This is a genomic window from Collinsella aerofaciens (assembly GCF_005845035.1).
Taxonomy (GTDB): domain Bacteria; phylum Actinomycetota; class Coriobacteriia; order Coriobacteriales; family Coriobacteriaceae; genus Collinsella; species Collinsella aerofaciens_I.
This window is the reverse complement of the sequence record NZ_SPFO01000015.1, coordinates 1-17,777: the sequence shown is the minus strand read 5'-3', so window position 1 is coordinate 17,777 and position 17,777 is coordinate 1. Positions and strand designations below refer to the sequence as shown.

Annotated in this window: 14 protein-coding genes and 5 tRNA genes; 15 read left to right on the top strand and 4 right to left on the bottom strand. The window is 59.2% G+C overall.

Annotation, left to right across the window (positions count from 1 at the left end; genetic code table 11):
• The first annotated feature begins 87 nt into the window (after positions 1–87).
• The 11 genes from gyrA (at position 88) to FGQ67_RS07375 (ending at position 12,709) form a co-directional block, all read left to right on the top strand.
• A complete protein-coding gene (gyrA, locus tag FGQ67_RS07420) occupies positions 88–2,799 on the top strand; it encodes a DNA gyrase subunit A (RefSeq protein ID WP_138341074.1) in 2,712 nt (903 codons plus the stop codon).
• A 301-nt stretch (positions 2,800–3,100) separates the two neighbouring features.
• A tRNA-Ile gene (locus FGQ67_RS07415) sits at positions 3,101–3,177 on the top strand.
• 67 nt (positions 3,178–3,244) lie between these two features.
• Positions 3,245–3,320: transfer RNA gene (locus FGQ67_RS07410), tRNA-Ala, on the top strand.
• Positions 3,321–3,324: 4 nt separating this feature from the next.
• Positions 3,325–3,401 (top strand) — tRNA-Ile (locus FGQ67_RS07405).
• A 159-nt stretch (positions 3,402–3,560) separates the two neighbouring features.
• On the top strand, positions 3,561–4,061 hold the full coding sequence (locus tag FGQ67_RS07400; RefSeq protein WP_138341039.1) for a bifunctional nuclease family protein: 501 nt from the start codon (positions 3,561–3,563) through the stop codon (positions 4,059–4,061).
• A complete protein-coding gene (locus tag FGQ67_RS07395) occupies positions 4,062–4,451 on the top strand; it encodes a hypothetical protein (RefSeq protein WP_138341037.1) in 390 nt (129 codons plus the stop codon).
• A gap of 30 nt (positions 4,452–4,481) precedes the next feature.
• Positions 4,482–4,931 (top strand): hypothetical protein, encoded by a 450-nt coding sequence (locus FGQ67_RS07390; protein ID WP_089572580.1) that lies wholly within the window; start codon positions 4,482–4,484, stop codon positions 4,929–4,931.
• Positions 4,932–5,048: 117 nt separating this feature from the next.
• Positions 5,049–6,887, top strand: a complete 1,839-nt coding sequence (gene typA / locus FGQ67_RS07385) for a translational GTPase TypA (RefSeq protein ID WP_055287536.1) — start codon at positions 5,049–5,051, stop codon at positions 6,885–6,887.
• Between the two features lie 426 nt (positions 6,888–7,313).
• Positions 7,314–7,970, top strand: a complete 657-nt coding sequence (locus tag FGQ67_RS10110) for a hypothetical protein (protein ID WP_171025249.1) — start codon at positions 7,314–7,316, stop codon at positions 7,968–7,970.
• Positions 7,945–11,064 (top strand): Spy0128 family protein, encoded by a 3,120-nt coding sequence (locus FGQ67_RS07380; protein ID WP_171025248.1) that lies wholly within the window; start codon positions 7,945–7,947, stop codon positions 11,062–11,064. The genes FGQ67_RS10110 and FGQ67_RS07380 overlap by 26 nt, the downstream gene beginning before the upstream one ends.
• Entirely contained in the window at positions 11,018–12,709 is a 1,692-nt protein-coding gene (locus FGQ67_RS07375; RefSeq protein ID WP_138341033.1) for a SpaA isopeptide-forming pilin-related protein, read from the top strand. The genes FGQ67_RS07380 and FGQ67_RS07375 overlap by 47 nt, the downstream gene beginning before the upstream one ends.
• A gap of 192 nt (positions 12,710–12,901) precedes the next feature.
• On the opposite strand, the gene FGQ67_RS07370 is transcribed toward FGQ67_RS07375, so the two are convergent.
• The 4 genes from FGQ67_RS07370 to FGQ67_RS07355 all read right to left on the bottom strand — a co-directional run bounded on the left by FGQ67_RS07370 (position 12,902) and on the right by FGQ67_RS07355 (position 15,442).
• Positions 12,902–14,047, bottom strand: coding sequence for a DUF8173 domain-containing protein (locus FGQ67_RS07370; protein ID WP_138341031.1), 1,146 nt, complete (start codon positions 14,045–14,047; stop codon positions 12,902–12,904).
• Positions 14,048–14,153: 106 nt separating this feature from the next.
• Positions 14,154–14,843: a trimeric intracellular cation channel family protein gene (locus tag FGQ67_RS07365; RefSeq protein WP_229065363.1), complete on the bottom strand. Its 690-nt coding sequence runs from the start codon at positions 14,841–14,843 to the stop codon at positions 14,154–14,156.
• Between the two features lie 369 nt (positions 14,844–15,212).
• Positions 15,213–15,303, bottom strand: a tRNA-Ser gene (locus tag FGQ67_RS07360).
• A gap of 48 nt (positions 15,304–15,351) precedes the next feature.
• Positions 15,352–15,442, bottom strand: a tRNA-Ser gene (locus FGQ67_RS07355).
• A 503-nt stretch (positions 15,443–15,945) separates the two neighbouring features.
• Between FGQ67_RS07355 and rpsF the strand changes: the two genes are divergently transcribed.
• The 4 genes from rpsF to rplI all read left to right on the top strand — a co-directional run bounded on the left by rpsF (position 15,946) and on the right by rplI (position 17,634).
• Positions 15,946–16,239 carry a 30S ribosomal protein S6 gene (gene rpsF / locus FGQ67_RS07350; protein WP_006235831.1) on the top strand — a complete coding sequence of 98 codons (294 nt, stop codon included), beginning with the start codon at positions 15,946–15,948 and terminating at the stop codon, positions 16,237–16,239.
• Positions 16,240–16,287: 48 nt separating this feature from the next.
• Positions 16,288–16,740: a single-stranded DNA-binding protein gene (locus FGQ67_RS07345; protein ID WP_138341029.1), complete on the top strand. Its 453-nt coding sequence runs from the start codon at positions 16,288–16,290 to the stop codon at positions 16,738–16,740.
• Positions 16,741–16,812: 72 nt separating this feature from the next.
• Positions 16,813–17,079: a 30S ribosomal protein S18 gene (gene rpsR, locus FGQ67_RS07340; RefSeq protein WP_006235829.1), complete on the top strand. Its 267-nt coding sequence runs from the start codon at positions 16,813–16,815 to the stop codon at positions 17,077–17,079.
• Between the two features lie 15 nt (positions 17,080–17,094).
• The gene (rplI, locus tag FGQ67_RS07335) at positions 17,095–17,634 is read left to right on the top strand and encodes a 50S ribosomal protein L9 (RefSeq protein WP_022094073.1); all 540 of its coding nucleotides are present in this window, start codon (positions 17,095–17,097) and stop codon (positions 17,632–17,634) included.
• Positions 17,635–17,777: the final 143 nt, after the last annotated feature.

Sequence of the window (17,777 nt, the reverse complement as noted above, 5' to 3'; positions counted from 1 at the left end):
GGTAATCCGTCTCCGTGGTAGGGAACTAATGGACCACGCAAACCATGAGGAGGTAACGTGGCAGACGATATCAACAATAACGAGGGTATGGACGAGGCCGGCGATGCCGGCATGCCCGACGATCTGAAGCGCCTACTTGCCCGTGCTGAGCAGGGCGAGGACGGCGACCCGGACGCCTATAACCCCGATGCCGATGATGATGAGGAAGAAGACGACGACGGCGAGCTCGAGGAGAGCTTTGGCGAAGTCGACCGTGGTGCCTCGGCCGGAGAGGATATCAACGGTGGCCAGCTCCAGATTTCGGAGTTCGGCCGTGAGATGAAGCAGTCGTTCATCGAGTACTCGATGTCGGTCATCACGGCGCGCGCCCTGCCGGACGTGCGCGATGGCTTAAAGCCGGTGCACCGTCGCATCCTGTACGCAATGAACGAGAGCGGCATCTACCCCAACCGTCCGCACAAGAAGTCGGCCTGGACGGTCGGCGAAGTTATCGGTAAGTACCATCCGCACGGCGACTACGCGGTCTATGAGGCCATGGTCCGCCTGGCACAGTGGTTCTCCATGCGCACGCCGCTCATCGACGGTCACGGCAACTTTGGCAACATCGATGGCGACGGCGCAGCCGCCATGCGTTACACCGAGAGCCGCCTGGCAAAGCCCGCCATGGAACTGCTACGCGACCTGCAAAAGGATACCGTTGACTGGCAGCCCAACTACGACGAGTCGCTCGCCGAGCCCCAGGCGCTGCCCGCGCGTTTCCCCAACCTGCTGGTCAACGGCAGCCAGGGCATCGCCGTCGGCATGGCCACCAATATCGCCCCGCATAACCTCACCGAGGCGATCGAAGCCACGTGCTACCTGATCGACAACCCCGACGCCACCGTCGACGAGCTCATGCAGATCATGCCCGGTCCGGACTTCCCCACCGGCGCCATCATCATGGGCAGTGCCGGCATTAAGCAGAGCTACGAGACCGGCCGCGGCTCCATCACCGTGCGCGCCAAGGCTCACGTGGAATCCACCAAGACCGGTCGCAGCCGCCTGGTCTTTACCGAGATCCCCTACATGGTCAACAAGGGCACCCTGCAGGAGAAGATCGCCCAGCTCGTGAACGACAAGCGTATCGAGGGCATCTCGGACATGCGCGACGAGTCCAACCAGAAGGGCATCCGTCTGGTCATCGAGCTCAAGAAGGGCGTCATTCCGCAGGTCGTGCTCAACAACCTGTACAAGTACACCTCGCTGCAGACGACCTTTGGTGCCAACAACCTGGCGCTTGTCAACGGCGTGCCCAAATGCCTCAGCCTGCGCGAGATGCTGCAACACTACATCGACCACCAGGTCGACGTCGTCACCCGCCGCACCCGCTTTGACCTCAAGAAGGCCCAGGCGCGTGCCCATATCCTCGAGGGCTACCTGATGGCTCTCGACCATATCGACGAGGTCATTAGCATCATCCGCTCCTCGCAGACCGACTCCGAGGCCAGCAGCCGCTTGATCGAGCGCTTTGGCTTTACGCCCGAGCAGACCACGGCCATCCTCGAGATGAAGCTGCGCCGCCTGACCGGCCTGGAGCGCGACAAAATTCAGGAAGAGCTGGACGGCCTGCGCCGCGCCATCGCCTACTACGAGGACCTGCTGGCGCACGAGGAGAAGATCCTGGGCGTCATCAAGGAAGAGATGCGCGAGATCTCCAAGAAGTTTGGCGACAAGCGCCGCACCGAGATCAGCCATGTCGAGAAGGACCTGGATGTCGAGGACCTCATCGCCGACGAGGATATGGTCGTGACCATCACCCACACCGGCTATGTCAAGCGCATTCCGGTGGCCGCCTATCGTGCCCAGAAGCGCGGTGGCAAGGGCGTGTCGGGCGTCAACCTCAAAGAGGACGATGTCATCGACGAGATGTTCATCGCGTCAACGCACGAGTACGTGCTGTTCTTCTCGAGCAAGGGCAAGGTCTATCGCCTGAAGGTGCACGAGCTGCCGGTGGGTACGCGCCAGGCGCGCGGTACCGCGATCGTCAACCTGCTCCCCTTCGAGGAGGGCGAGAAGATCGCGAGCGTCATCAGCTGCCGCGAGTTCCCGGCCGACGAGTACCTGATGTTTGCCACCAAGAGCGGTATGGTCAAGAAGACCGTGATGAGCGCATATGACCGCAGCCGTCGCGACGGCCTAATCGCTATCAACCTGCGCGACGACGACGCGCTGTTGAACGTGCGCCGCGTGCGCGAGGGCGACAAGATTATCCTGGCCACCACCGCGGGCAAGGCGATCATGTTCTCCGAGGAGCAGGTGCGCGCCACCGGCCGCGATACCAGCGGCGTTCGCGGTATCGGTATGAAGGACGGCGTGAGCGTTCTGGGCATGGAAGTCACTAACGGCAACGGTGATCTGTTTGTCATCACCGAGCGCGGCTACGGCAAGCGCACGCCGGTTGCGGACTACCCGGAGCAGAATCGCGGCGGCCAGGGCGTCTACACCATCCAAATGACCGAGCGTAAGGGTAACCTCGCGGCCATGAAGACGGTAGGCCCGCAGCACGAGCTGTTCATCGTGACGGAGGGCGCGGCGGTCATTCGCGTCAAAACCGACGAGATCAGCCAGACTGGCCGCGCCACCCAGGGCGTCAAGATGATGACCGTCGACGACAACGACCGCATCTGCGCCGTAGCCCGCATGACGGCAGCCAAGGAAAAACCCGAAGTCGAGGGCGCCGAGGCCGCAGTCGACACCGAAGAGGCCCCAGTCGACCTAGGCGACGGCAACGACATGCCAGAAGATCTCCTCGACGAGTAAGTAGTCCTCTCCGGTCAAAAACATCAGACCCCATATATCGGCGGTCGGCGCACCTGCGCGCCGACCGCTTTTTTGAAAACCTTGGGACCCGCGTTCGCCCCGGCCGCCCGGCGGCATATGAAGTCGATCGCGAGTTCCGCACGAGCCGGAGAGCACTTAATGTGCTCTTCGTGCGAGTCAGGACTGTCCGAGCAGGCGACTTCATATGCCGCCGGGCGGCCGGGGCGAACCCCTCCCAAAGATTTTCAAAAAAGTTGTTGACGCGCGCGTAACGACTCGTCTAATATATCCCTTACGCGATGGACCTGTAGCTCAGTTGGTTAGAGCGTCCGGCTGATAACCGGGAGGTCACAAGTTCGAATCTTGTCAGGTCCACCACTTTCTTTCGCAATAAACACCCCAGCGAGAGCCGAGTCGCCGCTGGGGTGTTTATTACTGTCTCCGTGGGGGTTTAGCTCAGCTGGGAGAGCGCGGGCTTTGCAAGCCTGAGGTCAGGGGTTCGATCCCCCTAACCTCCACCATGATGGACCTGTAGCTCAGTTGGTTAGAGCGTCCGGCTGATAACCGGGAGGTCACAAGTTCGAATCTTGTCAGGTCCACCATCAAAACTTTGAAGAGCCCTGGGGCATTGCCTCGGGGCTTTTTTCTTGTCTGCGATAAATCTCATTTTGGTTTTGTGTGCTGTGCGAAAGATTGGGTAGTATAGCTATTCAATGCGGCGACCCTGCCGCGTGTTAACCGCTACGTACCGGAGGTGTTCCATGGTTCGTGTCGACATAGAGACCATCGTCATGGCCGCCGGTCCCGTGCCATCGCTTATCGTGCTTCGCGAGCGCTGCAGCAAATCGGACTCGCCCGCACCGCTGCGTTCCCTTTCCATTCAGACTGGTTCGTTTGAGGCCGCGGCCATCAGCCGTGGCATCGATAGCGGCCGCGCCGAGCGCCCGATTACCCATGACCTGTTGCTCGATACTGTTGGCGCCCTGGGCGCCAAGCTCGAGCGCATCGAGATCGTTCGCGCCGAGCCGCCGGTGTTCTACGCGACGATCGTCGTACTGGCCGATGGTGACGAGCGCAAGATCGATGCCCGTCCCAGTGATGCCATTGCCCTCGCCGTGCGCAGCAATGCCCCCATGTTTGTGGAGGACGACATCATGAATCGCCTGGGCACCGTTTCTGCCCATGCCGAGGAAGTTGACGACGAGCAGGAGTTCGAGAAGTTCGATGAGTTCGTCCATGCGCTCTCACCCGATGATTTCTAAATGCTCGACAAACACGCGACGGGGCATGCGCTGATGAACGCCGGAGTTTCTGCCGAGGCGGCTGCCATTGCGCGCGAGGCCCAGATGCGCTCGGAGACTTCTGAGGCAGCTCGCATTGCCTATGTGACGCAGGCCCGCACACTTCGCGAGCGCCGCGGCTCGTTTATCAAGATGGTTGTCATCTCCGCCCTTGTCGCGGCAATCTGTTCGCGCCTTCGTGGTACAGTTGGTGCGCTTGGGTTTTCGATCTCTACGGGCCTCGTGATCTGGGGCGTGGTCGATGCGGTAATGCTGACCAGTCAGATCAAGGTGCTCGATAAGCGCGCGATGGATATGATGCGCGCCCGCGACGCTGCCGCCAAGATCGCCGCCGAGGCACAAGAACTGTAACGACGCCAGACTCGATGGGAAGGTCTAAAGATGGCACAGGATATGCAGGACGCCGGTAACGTCTCCGCCGAGCTCGACGCCATGGTGTGCGATCTGATCGGCGCCTTCTTGGACGACCTGGCCGCGGGCGAGAACCCGGGCGTGGTCGTGGCGATCGAGGACGCTGCTTCCAACCGCTATCTGGCGGCGCTCGACGAGGATGGCGAAGAGGCGTGCCTCGAGGCGGCCACCAACTTTATCTCCGAGCACAAGATGGGTCTTAAGGACGAGGGCCTGGGCCGTATCGCCCGCTATGCCATCGGCTATACTGGCTGCGTCGAGATTGACGGCGGCTATCACGATGCTCTGCTCGTGAGCTTCTTCGAAACCACGCTCGAGAGTGGTTTTTCGGCATATGTGCTGTATGAGGGCATGGGCGCCGGCGATGGTTTTATGTGGAGCGACCCTGAACCTGCAGGTGAGGAAACCCCTCTTATCTAAAATCGCTAAAATAAACGAGTTTTCGGTAAAAGGCTCAATATTCCCGCTGAGCGTTGTATCGCTGGGCGGGCCGCATACGCGTGCCGTTTGTATATGGATAGAAGATAGGGGAACTACATGCGCGTAGACAATCTGAGGAACATCGCCATCATCGCCCACGTCGACCACGGCAAGACGACGATGGTCGACAAGCTCCTGCGTGCCACGGACGCTTTCCGTGCCAACCAGCAGGTCGAGGACCGCGTCCTGGACTCTAACGACCAGGAGCGCGAACGCGGCATTACGATTCTCGCCAAGAACATCTCTATCGAGTACAAGGACGTTAAGATCAACGTCATCGACACCCCGGGCCACGCCGACTTTGGCGGCGAGGTCGAGCGCGTGCTGCGTATGGCCGACGGCGCCCTGCTGCTGGTCGACGCTTTTGAGGGCCCCATGCCCCAGACCCGCTTCGTCCTGCGTCACGCTATCGACACCGGCCTCAAGATCATGATCGTCATCAACAAGATCGATCGTCCGGGCGCCAACCCCGAGAAGGCCTACAACGACTGCCTGGACCTCATGGCCGACCTGGGCGCCACCGACGACCAGCTTGAGTTCGCCATGGAGCATGTGGTCTACGCTAGCGCCATGAATGGCTTTGCCCGCCTTGACCCCAACGACGGCAACATGGACATGTATCCGCTGCTCGATATGATCATCGACGACATGCCCGCGCCCGAGGTCGACGAGAACGCCCCGCTGGCCATGCAGTGCGTGACCATCGACCATTCCAACTTCGTTGGCCGTATCGGCATCGGTCGCGTGTATTCCGGCGCCATCCATCAGGGCGACCAGATTCTGGTTGTGAAGAACGACGGCTCCAGCGCCACCGCTACCGTCAAGCAGCTCTTTACCTTCGACTACCTGGGCCGCACCGAGTGCCAGGAAGTCGGCGCCGGTGACATCGCCGCCGTCGTGGGCATCGACCGCACCGATATCGGCGATGTCTACACCGATCCCGAGAACCCCGTCGAGCTCGAGCCCATCGAGATTGACCCGCCGACCCTGTCCATCGTCTTTGAGGCTTCGACCTCCCCGCTCGTCGGTCGCGATGGCGACATCGTGGGCGCCCGTCAGCTCAAGGAGCGCCTGTTCAACGAGGCCGAGAACAACGTGACCATGAAGATCGAGGAGCTCGAGGACAAGAGCGGCGTCGAGGTCTCGGGTCGCGGCATTCTGCACCTGTCCGTTCTGATGGAGTCCATGCGCCGCGAGGGCTTTGAGTTCCAGGTCGGCCGCCCCCGCGTTCTGTTTAAGAAGGACGAGAACGGCAACAAGATGGAGCCCGTCGAGCAGGCCGTCGTCGAGTGCCCGGACGAGTACTCGGGCAAGGTCGTTGAGGTCTTCGGTACCTCCGGCGGCATCATGACGAGCATGGATACCTCGGGCATCGTGACGCACCTCGAGTTTAAGATCCCGACCCGCGGCATCATGGGTCTTAAGAACCGCATCATGAACGTCACTCACGGCGAGGGCGTGTTCTACCACACCTTCCTGGAGTACGGCCCCTACGCCGGCGAGATCGGCAACCGTCAGAACGGCGCCATGATCTCCATGACCACCGAGAAGGCCGTTGCCTACGCTCTGGGTACGCTGCAGGAGCGCGGCCAGCTGTTTGTTGAGCCGGGCACCGAGTGCTACGAGGGCATGATCGTGGGCGAGCGCAGCAAGGCTGGCGACATGGTCGTCAACATCGCCCGTACCAAGAACCTGGGCAACCAGCGTTCCTCTACCTCCGATATCTCCGTCCAGCTGGTGCCGCCGCGCACCTTCTCGCTGGAGGAGGCGCTGGAGTACATCGCCGACGACGAGCTAGTCGAGATCACTCCCAAGAACATTCGCCTGCGCAAGCGTCTGCTCAACGCCACCGACCGCAAGAAGGCCGCCGTCCGCGCCGGTCAGGTCAACAAATAAGCGCTGGGGCTTATAACCGCCAATAAGAAAGGGCGTCGACCGCAATGGTCGGCGCCCTTTTTTGGTGCAAGGGGACAGGTTCGCTTGCACCACGGTGAAGGAGGTTATCCCCTCCGATCGGCTTTCTGGTCAAAGTTATGTTGTTTAAACATATACATAACTCTACAGAATATAACTGCTTTAATGCAAAACCGTTAACAGATAAATATCAACTGGTATTAAATTAAAAGACTTCTTGACCTGCGGTTTACATGATTGGTATCTATATTATATTTTATGCATGTGGCATAGACGAACCGTCTTAGAAGACGCTCCCCCAATGGGTTCTTGCAATGCGCTAGGTAGGTTCTCGTTGATGTTGGGGCTTGTGTTCGATCCGACGATTCGCCGTATTCCACACTGTGTTGTAGGAATTAAGGGACAACTATGGACGCACACCGCTCACGGTCGCTGGGTATGGCGGCCCTGATCTTCATTCTAATTAGCCTCACCGCCGCAGTGTTTCACGGCGCAGCCCCCGTGCGCGCCGAGGATGTGAGCACACCAACGCCGATTGTGATTGATGAGAATACGGCGACGGTTGATGTCAAGCTGTATACCGATGAGTATCGTACTCAGGAGCTCAATGGTGCCGTAACGTCTACTTCGAAGCTCTATGGAGCTTTCTCAGCGTATTTCAGGACTGGTAAGGCGCCGTCGACTGGCAGTAACGTCGCCGTCTATAAGTTTCCCGATACCATCGCCGTTGACGATAACGACGGTGGCGACCTTATGGAAGGTCCGGAGGCTACCTCTGCCAGGGCTGGCACGTGGAAGATCAAGGACAATAAGGTCTTCTTTACGTTTGACAAGGCGTGGCTTGCGAATAGCCCTGCGGACATCCATGTTGCGGCAAACTTCTCGTTTCATCTTTCAAATAAGGATACCGGATCCGGCAGCAACGTGTCTGTCGAGTTTCCTGGTAAGGGATCGATCGATATTCCCGATCGATATTCCCACCAAGGACGGCAAGGTGACGGGAGAGAAGACGGGGGTTTACTCTCAGGGTTCAGACGGTGTGGCCAAGGTGACCTGGACCGTTAAACTCACTGTCGAGTCGTATGCCACGAACGTCAAGTTAACCGATGCGCTGGGCGAGAACTTTGAATTTGTGAACGACAGCTTTATGCTCGACGGAGAGAAGCTCAATCCACAGCCGAAGATCGACGGCCAGACCGTGACCCTCGACAGCCTGGGCAATCTTTCCCGGGGCGATCACACGATCACGTACGAAACGGTGCTGAAGAGCGGCGTTTCGGCAAACAACGGCGATTTGATCAAAGCTGACAATACGGCAACGTGGAATTGGGCTGGCTCAACCGACGGCGACAACAAAACAGCTACGGCTGAGCCTGTTACATTCGGCTACGACATAATTGACAAGTCCAACGGATCGGGCACGCCGTCGGACATCAAGTGGACGGTCAGACTCAACCAAGGCAAGCTCAAAGTCGACATGAGCGGCTACGTGTTCACCGATTATCTGGACGGAAAACAGACGTATACGGGCAACTACTTTACGGTTTACAAAGGCGAGTCGGAGGCGAGCGGAGTCGAGATTGGGAAAGGCAACCTTGACCCAAAGGAAAATTCCTTTTCCTATAAGTTCCGGGATAACCTTGAGGATAAGTACGCCACCTACTGCATCGTTTATCACACAAAGATGAACGACACGAGCTCGTACGACACCGTGCGCAACAGTGCGACCATCGAGCGTGAAGGCTCCGTATCTGGCACCGATGCTGGCAGTTTTACGCCGCAGCTGACGGGTGTTGTGCCGATCACCAAGAGGCTCGTGAGATCCGATGAGGCGGCGACGACGGGCAGGGCGACGTGGGAGACGCGCGTCGCGCTGAAGGCGATCGTCAATGCGGTCCATCCAGGCGAGGTGACGGTGAAGGACACGTTTCAGTCGGCATGGTCGCAGAAACTTGGTGTCGACGAAAACTCCATTACCATTAAAATCGGCGATACCGTGCTGGAACGGGGCACCGACTGGAATCCAACGGCTAGCTTTCCGGGTAATGAAACAAAGGAAAACTACGACCTCAAAATCATCGTTACCGACAACGTGAAAGCCGCTCTCGAGAACGAGGACTACGCCGTTATCACCTACGACACCACATCAGAAGCGCTGTCGGGCTGGTACTCAAACTTCGCAGCGGTCGAAGCACCGGGCCTGAGACTACAGTGGCCGTTCACCGAACCCGTCAAGTACGTTGTCAACCAAGAAACGGCGCCCGCGGTCGAGAAGCCGGAAACGGAGTCGAAGGTGTCTTGGGTTGAGAACTTCGATTGGCATACCGTTGACGGCTCGGATGAGAAGGGCGCCTGGATCGTCGACTGGACGGTGTATGCAAACCGCCAAAAGGGTAATAAGGGCGCAAATGGCGAGTTCGAATACTATGGAGCTGGAAAGCTGGGCGGGAAACCGCTGAATATCGTTGATAGCCTTCCGGATGGTATGAGCTATGTTGCGAATTCCGCAAAGTATACGCTCGTGCAGAACCCCTATGATAAACATACGGGGCTTCATCGCGGAGGCGAGGCCAAGGAGGTCGTTACGGGTCGGACGCTCGCCGCCGACAACGTCAGCCGCAACGGCAATACGGTCACCTTCTCCATCCCCACGACTGAGCTTGAAAGCTATGCCGGCTACGCAAAGCTCACGTACAAGACGGCGGTCAAGCGCGGTGAGCTCGATACCTCCACAAACGAGGTGAAGTTCACCAACAAGGCCAGCGCCGAGTCGGGAAGCAAGAAGTTCGAATCCGGCAGTGGCACCGTCACCATCAAGAACAACGTTATCAAAAAGACTGGCGAACAGGTCAGTAGTAGCAACCGCATTAAGTACACCATTCTTGTTAACGAGTCTGCCGTTGCCCTTAAAAATGGCACCGACTTCCTTGAGCTCGTTGATACCATGGATGCCAAGTGCACGCTGGTGCCGTCGACGCTTAAGGTCTATGAGTGCGAGAACGATGGCTGGGTTGCGTTGTCCCAGAAGGACTATTCGTCGAAGATGGAGCAAGTCAAGGATGAAGCTGGCTCGCGTACGAAGTTGACGCTCACCGTGCCCGACGAGAAATACCTCAAGGTCGAGTACGAGGTTATCCCGACCGGAAACCCCAATGATAGGGTGCCTCTTTCCAATACCGCGCAACTTACGGGTGTGACGGATGGTTCGGCAACCGATGATCAAACATGGACCGTCAAGAGTGCGTCCGCCAGTGCGGGCGGCAACGGCTACAGCATCACGATGACCAAGTACGATGCCCAACAGGTCGGAGCGACGCTCGAGGGCGCGGAGTTCACGCTCTATAGTGTGAACATGGATCAGGTCGCAAAGGTGGGTATCGAGAAGGCAAGGACTGAGTTCGGTACCGCTAAGAAGACCGACGCCAACGGCAATATATCGTTCGGCACGAGCGGCAGCGCGATGAGCAGTTGCGTGCTCTACCAGCTCGTGGAGACCGGGGCGCCTGATGGCTATGTCGTAGCGCAGCAGCCCGTCTGGATCTTACTCAAGGGCGACGCGAACAACGAGCATTACCAGACTGCGCTTAAGCAGGCGAAGACCATCGTCGGCGGCGCGGAGATCATCGGCGATGACAAAAAAGACGAGATTTGGGTCTATGACAATCGTCTAAAGGGATCCGCAACAATCCAGGCTAAGAAAGTGCTTGAAGGCGGCACCTTCAAGGCGGGACAGTTCTCGTTCGAGCTCAAGGACGCCGACGGCAAGGTACTCCAGACGGTGACCAATAATGACAAGGGAAATGTCTCCTTTGACGTCAAGTACAACAAGGCGGGAACCTATACCTACACCATCTCCGAGGTCGAGCCCGAGGGCGCCGTCGACCATGTTAAAGATCACATCACCTATGACAGGACCGTGTACAACGTCACGGTTAAGGTAACTAATGGCACGGACCAGCTCGACGCCCTAGTTACCTATAACGATGGCTCTCAGAATCCGCCGACCTTTACCAACAAGTACTCGACTACGCTACCTGAGGCGGGCGGGGCTGACTTGACTATGACATATCTTGCCGGCGCTTCGCTGTTGTGTTTTGCCGCGACGTGGATGCATGCTCGTCGCCACCGTGGTCTTGATCGAGATGGTCGCCGTGAGTAAACTGCACCGCCGCTTGTTGACCGTCATGATGGTGGCCATGACGACTATCCTCGCTTTTGCAGCGTCGCCCGAGACGGCCCGTGCTGCCGATGCCGGAGCCATCACGATTGGCGGCGACGTCGCGACGCAATACGATGCATACCAGCTCTTTTCGGCAACTGTTACCGATAAAGCCGGCTCCGATCAAAAGGTCGCGACGGACTTGGCGTGGGCGAGCGATGCAGCTCGTCAGGCTGTCCTTCCCGTTCTTTATGATGCGGGGTTTGATAGCTCGGCATCGACGGCGCAAGAGGCTGCCGAGTGGCTGAATGCCGACGGACATATGTCGACCGCTCTGGCGGCAAGGCTCGCCTGTGCGATTTGCAATGCAGGTGCCGCTTCTGTTCCCCTCAACGCGGGTATGGCGGCCGAGCTGCCCTGTGGCTACTGGCTCATCGTCGCCGACGACGACGCCATCGACCAGGGCGAGGCCGGCACCGTGCCGATCATGGCCCTGGTGGGCGGCGGCGCCGTCACCGTCAAGCCCAAGGCCGCGACCCCCAAGGTCGCCAAGCATGTGCTGGAGGACGGCACCGCCGCCTGGCAGAAGGCCGCCGACGCCACGGTCGCCGACGACCTGTACTGGCGCCTCTCGGCCACGGTTCCGGCAGGGCTAACGGCCTACGACACCTATACGGTGCGGTTCGTCGACACCATGGGCGCGGGGCTCGACCCCTCCAAGGTGGCCGCGAGCATGCGCGTGTACGCGGCGGCGGGCGCGGACGGCGGTTTCGACGCCGTCTCGACCGGTAAGGACGGGCGCGCCGGCTCCGAGCCCGCGAAGGGCTGGACCGACATCACGGCCCAGTGCGCAACCAAGGTAGCGGCCGACGGTAAGACCTTCACCGTGCGCACCGGCGACCTCATCGCCGCGCTCGGCGGGGCCGACGCCTTTACCGCGGGCGCCCGCGTGGTCGCCGTGTACAATGCGCCGCTCAACAGCGCATGCAGCCACGGCATCGCGAAGGGCAACCCCAACGAGGTCTACCTGCGCTACCCGCGCTCTCCCCTCGCCGACCAGTCCGGTGACGCCGGATTCACCCGCACGTCGAGCGATGACGCGTGCGCCTACACCTGGGGACTCAGTCTGATCAAGCGCTCAAGCTCGGACGATAAACCGCTCGCGGGCGCCAAACTGCGCATCATCGACGACCGCGGTCGCATCCTAACGACTGACGGCTCGTGGTCGACGGATGCCGACGCGTGCATCACCACGGACGCGGATGGCCATGTGGAATTGAGCGGTGTGGACGCGGGTGTCTATACCGTCGAGGAAATCGCGGCACCCAAGGGCTACACCGCCTTTGAGGGCAAGCGTACGGTGACGGTTACGGCTGAGGGTCTGGACGTTAAACAAGTGGCGACCGCGAAGCCCAAGGTGACCGTATCGGCCGAAAACCCTCTGCGGGTTGATACCGCCGATGCCAGGACGGGTTCGATTGAGCTGTCGGTGCTCAACACCCCAAGCAAAGAAGCAGGTCGAGGCTTTATGCCCTCGACGGGAGATAGAACGTTGGTACTGGTGGCGGTTTTGGCTGCCATCGGAGTGGCGGCTATTGTTGTCGCGCTCGTCATCAAGCGGGGAGGAGGTCGCCGTGAAAAATAATTGCCCTTCTTGCTCAATGGCGTACTGCCTCCGTAGCGAGTGACGCACAGGCCTACCGACCTGATGATCATTGGTTTTGAAAAAGTTACTAGAGAACCCTCCAAGAAAAGCGGGGCACCCGGTCGACATGACCGAGTGCCCCGCTTCGTTTGTTGGTGCAAAGTAACCTGGCACCTTTGTGGTGGTTGGTGGCTAAGCGGTGGGGAGTCCTGGCATGTTAGCCGGCTGCTGCGACTTGAGGTGGGCGTTGCGCCAGATGATCTGGATAACGTAGCCGAGCATAAAGACAAAGGCTACGCCGCTGATGAAGTCACCTACGAGGGGAAGCCCCGTGAGGGCGCCTGCGATTACGCCGCCCACGGCTGCCATGGCGTAGCGGTTTTGGTTGTGTCCGACCATGCGGGAGATCGCGCACCCCGCAAAGGCACTCGACACCAACGCGATGCCGATAACGCCGCACAAGAGGGCTCCGGCAAGCGACAGACCAGCGATAGAGATAATTAGCAGTAGGACGGCGGGGACGATAGCAATCGTGCCCAGAAGACCGCTCACCCACAGGGGCATGGGGCGCTGGTGGAGCATGCCGGCGGCGCTGGCGGTCGCGCGCGGAAAGACGAGCTCGAGCAGCAGAGCGACAAAGCAGGTCGAGAGTGCCGCGGCGACGATACCGCCGATGACATCGTTAACGGTGGAAGTATCCTCGTTCTCGGTGCGGTCGATCTTGAGCGCGCCTACCTCGGCTCCTGCGGCACGCTCGGGGTCCTCGGAGACGTGCGCGTTCACGGTGCCGGTGATGTGGGCGTTCTTGCCCAGGATGAGCTTGTCGGCCCAAACCTCGACATCGCCCTCGACGGTGCCATCGATGGTCACCGTGTCGCCCGCAAGCGCTGCCGACTTGGTAGAGCCGCGCAGGGCAACCGTCTCGCCTATCGCGTAAAAACAGTTGGCGGTGCTGTCGGAATTGAGCACAACGTGCTGACCGACGACCGTGACGCTGCCATCAACCGTGGTCTTGGCGATATCGATAGTGCGTGCCGCCAAGCGGACGGCGCCGCCCACCGTGCAGTCGCGGATGGAGAGGCTCTCGCCTGCTGCAATTATGTCGCGGCCGATGGACGCATCGTCCAAGTTGAGGGCCTGACCTGCCCAGTACAGGTCACCTTCGACGCCGGACGAATTGGCGTCATTGTCGGTCGCAAGTACGTTGCCTGCGGTGTCCGTGCCGGCGAACGACGCCGTGGGAAGCGCGGTGACCGCTAGAGCGATGAGCGCGAATAAGATCGTGATGCGGCCCCACGCTTTACGGCGCTGGGTCGACGGGAATTGATTACAGGGCATAGTGAATCCTTCGTCAGATGCTCGACATGCACCTAACAGGGTACCCAACGCGTGGGCGCTCTAAAAGAACCTCTCGGTTGCATTTCGAAGGATGAGCCCGCGCCACCTACTTTTTGCGGTGCAAAAAGCGTGCGATGTCATCCTCGGTGGGGCTTTTGATATCAAAGCGCAGCGACAGCCAGCGTAGTCCCATGGTCACCACGACGCAAACGACCAGTGCGACGACATTGCTGACCAAGCCGCTCATGACAAGGCAAACATAGCTTGCCGATCCGGCGATGGCCGCGATGGCATAGAAGTTGGTGCGCTGGAAGATACCCGGCACCACACCCATAAAACCATCTCGCAGCATGCCGCCGCCCACCGCGGTAAAAAAGCCCATCATGATGCACACCGCCGGCGCAAAGCCGTAGACCAGCGCCTTGTCTGCGCCGGTTGCCGCATAAATACCCACCGAGATGATATCGAGCAGGGGAATGAGCTTTTCGGGCTTGTCGACGATTGCCGGGAAGATGTAGATGATGGCCGCGGTGGCGATGGAGAGCGGGAGCGCCATCGGTTGGTTGAGGATGTAGACGTTGCCCACCTGCAGCGTCATATCGCGCAAAAGACCGCCGCCCAGTCCACAGACCACGGCGAGCGCGACGGCGCCCACCAGGTCGAGTTTGTGCTCGCGTGCGACCAACACGCCCGAGATCGATGCCGCGACGACGGCGAACATCTCGAGCCAAAACGGGATGGCAACCATGGCATCCGAGGCGTGTGCGGTAACGATCATAGCGGCGGCAACGGGCAAGATGGGGTCCTTTGAGTTACGGGTTTAGACAATGCCCGTACATAGTACATGTTCGGCGCCGATTGCGACCCTATTGCTCGGCAAACGGTCGGGACTGGGTACGGTCATAGGTTCCATGTTTGGGGATCCGGGTTGATGCTGAACGCGATGGGGGCGTGGTCGAATAGGAGGGATGTCCAAATTTTGAGCTCCGCTCAAAATTTATCCGGTCGGCTTGCGCCGACCGCGCTGCGCTAAAAACGCGCCACGGGCGCGTTTTCTTTACGCTCCGGGCCCTGGCGGGTTCGAATCCCTCCTCCTCCGCCGTGTTTGCTTGTTGGGGACTCAAAACAAAAAAGCTCCCATTCCCGGGAGCTTTCTCAACCAAAATGGCGGAGGAGGAGGGATTCGAACCCTCGTGACCTTATACAGGCCAAACGGTTTTCGAGACCGCCGCATTCAACCACTCTGCCACCCCTCCGCGTGGGGTAAAAACAAAGCAGGCTCGAAGGCCTGCTTTGGAATTAACTGGCGGAGAGTCAGGGATTTGAACCCTGGAGACGCTTTTGACGCCTACACGATTTCCAATCGTGCTCCTTCGGCCACTCGGACAACTCTCCGTTAAATGCGAAAGTCAGTATACACGAGGAATCGCAAAGTGCAAACAGAAAAGTTGGCATTTTTTAAAACGCTTGGCCGCGTTTGGCGTTGCAGCGGGGTTTGAGATGCCAAAAACGGCTTCCGACCAGCGTAGTTGATCAACTCAATTGTTCAAAAGGGGTATTTATAAGCGATTTGGCAATGAATTTAAAAATCTTTGGGTGGTGCTGTGGGCCACTGGTATGCATTTTGTGACCACAACCATGCGCCCGTTGACCTGCGACTTGGCTCAGCTTGTCCTCACGGCACCGTATCTTGTCCACAGATCCGTCAAGCTTTTGGTCAGCATTTGGTTGGAATGCGCATGAAACGTCGTGCGAGTATGGGCATATGTGGAGGTCATGAGGTTGTAGCTGCATATTCTTGCAGCCTAGGAGGTTGAAAGATATTATTACCAAGTCTTTTCCTGCTTCAGGCGCACCTTCACGACCTGAAGCCACATTTGCCCAGAGGAGGTGACAATATGAAGGCTTATGAACTGCTGTTCTTTGTTGACCCGTCGCTCGACCCCGAGACTCGTCTCGCTGTTATGAAGCGTATCGATACCACGATCGCTGAGGGCGCTGGCAAGGTCGACTCCGTTGACGAGTGGGGCAAGCGCAAGCTCGCCTACGAGATCAACGACCTCACCGATGGTGACTACACCCTCATCAACTTCCACGCAGATCCTACCCAGATCGCCGAGCTTGATCGCGTCCTGCGCATCACCGACGCTGTGGTCCGCCACATGATCGTCCGTCGCGACGACCAGGAGTAAGACTGTCGTTTTGGACTGGGCTTGTGCCCCAAGAGGAAGTAGTGAGTTATGAGCATCAATCGAGTGAACATCACCGGTAACCTCACCCGCGATCCCGAGCTGCGCGCCACCGCCGGCGGAACCCAGGTTCTGTCCTTTGGCGTCGCCGTGAACGATCGTCGCCGCAACGCGCAGACTGGCGAGTGGGAGGACTATCCCAACTTTGTCGACTGCACCATGTTCGGCACCCGCGCCGAGGCCGTGAGCCGTTTCCTGGCAAAGGGAAACAAGGTCGCGATCGAGGGCAAGCTGCGCTACAGCTCTTGGGAGCGCGACGGCCAGCGCCGGAGCAAGCTTGAGGTCATCGTCGATGAGATCGAGTTTATGAGCTCCCGTGGTGGCCAGGGTGGCTACGACCAGGGCGGTTACGCCCCCGCAGCTTCCGCGCCCGCAGCACGTCCTGCCGCGCCGGTGGCTACGCCGCCCGCGGTCGACGTCTACGATGAGGACATCCCGTTCTAAGGGTTGTTCACCTATTTTTGAGTGAGAGGCGGCTTCGGTTCGCCGAAGTTGCCAAATGAAAGGTATTTTGACATGGCTAATGATTTTTCTGCACGTCAGCCGCGTCGTAAGTACTGCCAGTTCTGCAAGGAGAACACTGAGTTCATCGACTATAAGGACACTCAGCTTCTCCGTAAGTACATGACCGACCGTGGCAAGATCAAGCCCCGTCGCGTCACTGGCGCTTGCACGCAGCATCAGCATGACATCGCCAACGCCATCAAGCGCGCCCGCGAGATGGCTCTCCTGCCGTACACCGTCCCCGTGGTTTCCTCTCGTGGCAACCGCGACCGCGGCTAAGAAGGGAGACGCATCATGAAGGTTATTCTTCTCGATGAGATCAAGGGCAAGGGCGGCGAGGGTGACGTCGTAGAGGTCGCTCAGGGTTACGCTGAGAACTTCCTGTTCCCCAAGAAGCTCGCTGTTGCCGCCACCAAGGGCAACCTCAAGCAGCTTGACGAGCGTCGCAACAACATCGCCAAGCGCGAGGCCGTCCGTCTGGCTACCGCCAACGAGACCAAGGCTGCCTTCGAGGGCAAGACGGTCACCGTTGACGTCAAGGTCGGCGACGAGGGCATCCTCTTTGGCTCCGTTACCGCCGCTATGATCGCTGACGCCATCAAGGCTCAGCTCGGTATGGACATCGACCGCAAGCGCGTCGAGCTCGGTAAGCCCATCAAGGTTGCCGGTGCCCACACCGTTGCCATCTCGCTGTACCGCGAGATCAAGGCCGAGGTTGTCGTTCTCGTCGGCGTTACCGCCGAGGAGCTCGCTGCCGAGGCTGAGGTCGAGGAGGCCGCTGAGGTCGCCGAGGCCGAGACCGCCGAGGTCGAGACTGAGGCTGCTGCCGAGTAGCATTTGCTGCAACGCAACAATCTTGTTCTAAGAAGGGCGCTCTGGGAAACCAGGGCGCCCTTTTTATTCAAGACTTTAGTCTGCTGGCCGCGCAGCGGCCAGCTTTAAACCACCCGCTACGCGGGTGGAGACAAACGGCTTTA

Bases quoted from the DNA above. Each gene is read 5' to 3' on its own strand.
- gyrA (WP_138341074.1), top strand. From the start codon at position 88: ATGGACGAGGCCGGCGATGCCGGCATGCCCGACGATCTGAAGCGCCTA.
- FGQ67_RS07400 (WP_138341039.1), top strand. From the start codon at position 3,561: ATGGTTCGTGTCGACATAGAGACCATCGTCATGGCCGCCGGTCCCGTG.
- FGQ67_RS07395 (WP_138341037.1), top strand. From the start codon at position 4,062: ATGCTCGACAAACACGCGACGGGGCATGCGCTGATGAACGCCGGAGTT.
- FGQ67_RS07390 (WP_089572580.1), top strand. From the start codon at position 4,482: ATGGCACAGGATATGCAGGACGCCGGTAACGTCTCCGCCGAGCTCGAC.
- typA (WP_055287536.1), top strand. From the start codon at position 5,049: ATGCGCGTAGACAATCTGAGGAACATCGCCATCATCGCCCACGTCGAC.
- FGQ67_RS10110 (WP_171025249.1), top strand. From the start codon at position 7,314: ATGGACGCACACCGCTCACGGTCGCTGGGTATGGCGGCCCTGATCTTC.
- FGQ67_RS07375 (WP_138341033.1), top strand. From the start codon at position 11,018: ATGCTCGTCGCCACCGTGGTCTTGATCGAGATGGTCGCCGTGAGTAAA.
- FGQ67_RS07370 (WP_138341031.1), bottom strand. From the start codon at position 14,047: ATGCCCTGTAATCAATTCCCGTCGACCCAGCGCCGTAAAGCGTGGGGC.
- rpsF (WP_006235831.1), top strand. From the start codon at position 15,946: ATGAAGGCTTATGAACTGCTGTTCTTTGTTGACCCGTCGCTCGACCCC.
- FGQ67_RS07345 (WP_138341029.1), top strand. From the start codon at position 16,288: ATGAGCATCAATCGAGTGAACATCACCGGTAACCTCACCCGCGATCCC.
- rpsR (WP_006235829.1), top strand. From the start codon at position 16,813: ATGGCTAATGATTTTTCTGCACGTCAGCCGCGTCGTAAGTACTGCCAG.
- rplI (WP_022094073.1), top strand. From the start codon at position 17,095: ATGAAGGTTATTCTTCTCGATGAGATCAAGGGCAAGGGCGGCGAGGGT.